Genomic DNA, 5028 nt, shown 5'->3' with positions numbered 1-5028 from the left:
CATGCCCGACGCCCGCACTCCGGGGCGTTCGGCGGAGCTGGACGCCATCCCGGGCCCGGACCGGATGCCCGAGGACCCCGCCGCGCCGGACGTGGCCTCGGCCGGAGCGCGGAGAAGTCACGGCACGCCCGGGACACCACGCTGCGGCACCGGCAGGTCGGTGGACATCGCCGGCAGGCTCCGGTCGAGCAGGTCACGCGTGTTCGCGGCCAACTCGCGGACCAGGGCGCCCGCGGTCGGGACGTCGTTCACAGCGGTGACGCACTCGCCCGCGTACAGTGCCATCGCCTCGACGTATCCCCGCACACCCCGGTGCGGGGGGAGGCCCGCACGCTTGGGCACGGAGCGCGACGTGCCGGCCATGGTCGTGCTGCCCACGACGTCCGTGTCCAGGTCGTCCACCGCGGCGACCGCGCTGCGTAGCACTCGGGCACGAGGCATCGTGGCGCACAACGGGCACTCGGCGAATCCGTCGCTGATCTGCGTCGCCTCCGGACCGGCGGCGAGCAGGGCGGAGACGTACTCAGGGTGGGCGCCGGACTCGGCGCTGGCGATGAAGCGTGTGCCCATACGGACCCCTGCGGCTCCCGCAGCCAGCATCGCGGCCACGCCGCGGGCGCTCGCGATACCACCGGCGGCCAGGACCGGCACCCGGACGTCGTCCAGTACGGATTCCAGCAACGGGAGCAGTGCCGTTCGGCCGCGGACGTGGCCGCCGGCCTCGCTGCCCTGGACCGCGATGATGTCGGCGCCGGCCTCCACCGCCCGGTGTGCCTCGGCGACCGACCCCACTTGCCACAGTGCCAACGCTCCGCCGGTATGGGCGAGCGTGACGAGTCGCGGTTCGGGGTCGCGCCAGAAGAAATCGAGGATCCGGAATCGTTGTGCGGCGGCCTCGACGGCGGCCGGGTCGATGTCCGCGGTGACGAAGTTCGCGGCCATCGCGCCGTCGGGCGGCCCCCCGTCGAATCCGCCCACGATCTCGTCGGCGGTCATTCCCGTCACCGACACCGTGCCGACCCCGCCCGCGCGTGCGACCGCCCGCGCCAGTTCGGGAGGCGAGATCGGCCCCATGGGCGCCTGCTGGATCGGAACGTCACATCCGACCAGTTCGGTGAACGCTGTCGCGAGCATCATCGCCTCCCACGGGCGCGGAGTATCCCTGCACTCGCAAAGGTCGCGAAGAGGCGGTCGGATGTGACGGCGAATGCGGAGGCGGTGTGGCGGGTGTCGGCCCGTCAGGGGGCACCCGTCCGGGCACGACCCGGGCGGGTGCGAGTCCGCCACGACGTGTGCGCTCCGGGTGGGCTGTCCGCGGGCCGGGCTCCGCCTCCCGAGGACAGCCATACCGCACACGCACGGCGCACCGGATACTTCTCCCGTGTCGACGACGCAGCCGCCGTCGCCCTGACTTCCGCGGTCGAGTCGCTCGTCGATTTCCGGAATCGCGGGTGAGCGGATCAGCACACCACATCGTTCGGCGGTATAGGGAATTCCTTCAGCTGGCGACGGGGTTCCTTTGACCGCGAAGGGGTCTAACGCTCATTGTCGCCGTCGAAAGCGGGTTCGTAGTCTCTCCGTACCCGAACCGGCTGCGTCCGTGAAAGCTCGACGACGAGCTGGTGGTCATGGTGACAGGCTTCGAAGTACCGGTCGACGACCGTGGTCGCGACCGCATACAGAAGGGCGCGGATATGCCGCACGACGATCCCGACGTGCCCGGACCCGAGCCGGCAGAACCGGAAAGAAGCGTATTCGACGACCTCGTGAGGGAACGGAACCGACTCGTCGGGACACTCGCCGTGGTGACGTGCCTGTGCTTCTTCCCGCTCCCCATCCTCGGACAGTTCACGACCGTGCTCGGCGGCGTGGTCGGCAGCGGGCTGACCTGGGCGTGGATCTATGCGTTCGTGCAGTTCCCCGTCGCGCTGCTCGTGGCCGCCTGGTACTCCGTGCGCGCACGTGAACTCGACCGGGTCGCCGAGCACGCATGGAGGGAGCGGGCATGAACTTCTACTCCGCGATCATCTTCTCCGTTCTGGTCGGCCTCACTCTGGTGATCACTTACGTCGCGGCGCGGCGGGGCAAGTCGGCCGCGGACCATTTCGTCGCCGACGGCCAGCTGACCGGTAGGCAGAACGGCCTGGCCATCGCCGGAGACTACGTCTCGGCGGCGTCGTTCCTCGGTGTGACCGGGGCGATCGCGCTGTCCGGATTCACCGGTTTCTATCTCGCCGTGTTCGTCCCAGTGGCCTACGTCCTCGCGTTGCTGCTGGTGGCCGAACCGTTGCGGAACCTCGGCCGGTTCACCCTCGCCGACGTGCTCGCCATCCGGTTCGAAGGCCGCAGCGTCCGGGCCGTCATGGCGGGCAGCACGTTGATCGTGAGCACCCTCTACCTGGTGGCGCAGTTCGTGGGCGCGGCGCTGCTCGTGCGGCTCCTGTTCGGAATCGACTACACGGTGGCCGTGCTGGTGATCGGCGGCTTGACGACCGTGTACACGATGCTCGGCGGCATGCTCGCCACGAGCTGGATCCAGATCGTGAAAACGACCCTGATGCTGGCCTGCGCGGTCACATTGTTCGTGCTCGTCCTCGTCGAGTACGGCGGCAACCCGTTGGGCGTGTTCCAGGACGCGCTCGAGACGTTCGGATCGGGCGCGGTCGGGCCGGATCCCGAGTCGGGCATGGCCGGCTTCGACCAACTGTCCCAGGTGTTCGGCCTCGTGCTCGGCGTGTTGGGGCTGCCGCACGTCATGATCCGGTTCTTCACCGTGCCCGACGCCCGCGCGGCACGATCGTCGGCGATTACCGCGATCTGGGTCTTCACGGCGTTCTACCTGATGATCCCGGTGATCGGCTACGGTGCCGCGCTGCTCGTCGGTCGGGATGCGATCACGGCCCAGAACTCTGCGGGCAACCTCGCCGTCGCGCAGTTGGCCGAGACCGTCGGGGGAGGGGCGCTGCTCGCGCTCGTGTCCGCGGTCGCGTTCGTGACCATCCTCGCGGTGCTGTCCGGCCTGGTGATCGCCGCGTCCGGCGCCATCGCCCACGACCTGTACGCGCAGGTGATCAAGCGCGGTTCGGTGAGCCCGCGGGCGCAGCTGGTGTCCGCGCGGATCGCGACGTTCGCGACCTGCGCGGTCGGTGTCTCGCTGGCGTTGGCCGCCGCGGATCAGAACGTCGCCTTCCTCGCGTCGCTCGCGTTCGCGGTCGCCGCGAGCGCCAACCTGCCCGCCCTGCTGCTCACGATCTACTGGCGGAGGATGACCGCGCGGGCCGTGCTGTGGGGCATGGGCGTGGGACTCGTGAGCTCGATGGGGATCATCCTGCTCAGCCCGGCCGTCCTCGGCTCGTCCGCGGTCCTGGGCTTCAGCAACCCCGCCCTGGTGACCGTGCCGCTGAGCCTGCTCGTGTCGATCGCCGTGGCAGTGGCGGCGCCCACACGAGGTGCGGAGGCCGGGCGCGACCGGGCAGTCTTCCGCATGCTCCGTACGAAGGCCGTCACCGGGCGTGGTGACGTCGAGGACGGAGGACAGCCCGAGGGCGTGCGTTGACCGGATCACCGGACAGCTCAGTGACGAAGGGGAGAGGCGACCGATGAGCCAGGACCGGACGTTCGACGCGCTCGTCGCACGGATCGAGGCGCTGGAGGCGGAGGCGGAGATCCGCCGGCTGCAGGCACGCTACATGTTCCTGTGCGACACCCCGAATCCCGAGTTCGGGGCCCGCGACGATCAGCACAGAATCGACCTCATCATGGAGCTCTACACCGAGGACGCGGTCTGGGAGGGCGTGGGTGAGTACTACGACAACCAGTTCGGCCGGGCCGACGGCGCGGCCGCGATCCGCGCACACTTCGAGCGCTTCTTCGCGCCCGACCGCACGCCCACCCTGGTGCTCAATGCGCACTACCTGACGTCCGAACAGATCCACATCGACGGGGACACGGCGACCGGACAATGGATCCACATGCAGCCGTGGCTTTTCTCCGACGGCACGGGCCTGCTGCGGTCGAGCCGCTTGAACAACTCCTTCCGGAACGAAGGCGGTTCGTGGAGGATCAGCCGGACCCGCACCGAGAACGTGTTCGTCGCACCGTTGGGCAAGGACTGGGCGAGCGATTACCCTGCAATCTCGGTGCTCATGAAGCCGTAGGCACGCGCCGGAGACGGCACCCCGCACGAAGCTCGGAGGACAACCCGATGACTTCGACCGAACCGGCTCACCAGGACCCGGTCGTGCACATCGTGGATGACGACGAGGACCTGCGGCAGTCGCTGGTCTTCCTGCTCGAGAGCGTGGGGATCCAGGCGCTGAGCTACCCGGATGCGACCTCGTTCCTGGACGAGTTCGACGCCGACGAACCCGCGGTCGTCATCCTGGACATCCGTATGCCCGAGATGAGCGGATTCCAGCTGCAGGAGCGTCTGCTCTCCGACGGATACCCGGCGCCGGTGATATTCTGCTCGGCGCACGGTGACATCCCCATGTCGGTGCGAGCGCTCAAACACGGAGCGGTCGACTTCCTGGAGAAGCCTTACCAGACGCAGCGGATGCTCGAGGTCGTCCAGAAGCATCTGCTCGAGGCACGCGAGCGGTTCGCCGAGCACGCCGGGCGTCGCGAGATCACCCGGCGGATCGACACGCTGACCGAACGTGAGCGCGAGGTCCTCCGGCTGGTCATCGACGGTCTATCCAGTCAGCTCATCGCGAGGCGGCTGGAGATGAGCGTGAAGACGGTCGATGTTCATCGCGCCCGGATCAAATCGAAGACCGGGTCGGAGACGCTCGGTGCGCTCGTGCGGGACGTCCTGCTGCACCGAATCACGGTTTGAATCGGTCACGGAGTGGAGTCTCGGCCGGGGTGCGCTGAGGCCGCGGCGTCCGCGCACCCCGGGTGGCCGTGCACGGCACGGTCGACCCAACAACCCGTGGTCAGCAATCCGCGCTCGTCCCGCGCCCGCCCGATGAGCTGCACGCCGAGCGACAGCCCGGCGGCATCGGCGGGCCCCGGCACCGTGACCAC

5 protein-coding genes and 1 pseudogene are annotated in these 5028 nt (G+C 69.1%); 4 read left to right on the top strand and 2 right to left on the bottom strand.

The features are described from left to right. Window positions 1–117: 117 nt before the first annotated feature. Window positions 118–1134, bottom strand: a complete 1017-nt coding sequence (locus SACHA_RS0114375; RefSeq protein ID WP_157601702.1) for an NAD(P)H-dependent flavin oxidoreductase — start codon at window positions 1132–1134, stop codon at window positions 118–120. 494 nt (window positions 1135–1628) lie between these two features. On the opposite strand from SACHA_RS0114375, the gene SACHA_RS23440 reads away from it, so the two are divergent. The 4 genes from SACHA_RS23440 to SACHA_RS0114355 are packed head-to-tail and all read left to right on the top strand — an operon-like array spanning window position 1629 to window position 4837. Continuing rightward, entirely contained in the window at window positions 1629–2009 is a 381-nt protein-coding gene (locus tag SACHA_RS23440; protein WP_332253630.1) for a DUF485 domain-containing protein, read from the top strand. After that, on the top strand, window positions 2006–3556 hold the full coding sequence (locus SACHA_RS0114365; RefSeq protein WP_039739162.1) for a solute symporter family protein: 1551 nt from the start codon (window positions 2006–2008) through the stop codon (window positions 3554–3556). The genes SACHA_RS23440 and SACHA_RS0114365 overlap by 4 nt, the downstream gene beginning before the upstream one ends. A gap of 43 nt (window positions 3557–3599) precedes the next feature. After that, window positions 3600–4157 (top strand): nuclear transport factor 2 family protein, encoded by a 558-nt coding sequence (locus tag SACHA_RS0114360; RefSeq protein WP_019810874.1) that lies wholly within the window; start codon window positions 3600–3602, stop codon window positions 4155–4157. Window positions 4158–4204: 47 nt separating this feature from the next. Then, window positions 4205–4837, top strand: coding sequence for a response regulator transcription factor (locus tag SACHA_RS0114355; protein WP_019810873.1), 633 nt, complete (start codon window positions 4205–4207; stop codon window positions 4835–4837). Between the two features lie 5 nt (window positions 4838–4842). Here SACHA_RS0114355 and SACHA_RS26225 read toward each other — a convergent pair. Beyond that, a pseudogene (locus SACHA_RS26225) lies at window positions 4843–5028 on the bottom strand (hypothetical protein); the annotation flags it as partial.

Origin of the sequence: Saccharomonospora halophila 8, assembly GCF_000383775.1 — a bacterium.
Classification (GTDB): Bacteria; Actinomycetota; Actinomycetes; order Mycobacteriales; family Pseudonocardiaceae; genus Saccharomonospora; species Saccharomonospora halophila.
The sequence above is the reverse complement of the archived record's forward strand: the minus strand, read 5'-3'. Positions and strand labels throughout refer to the sequence as shown.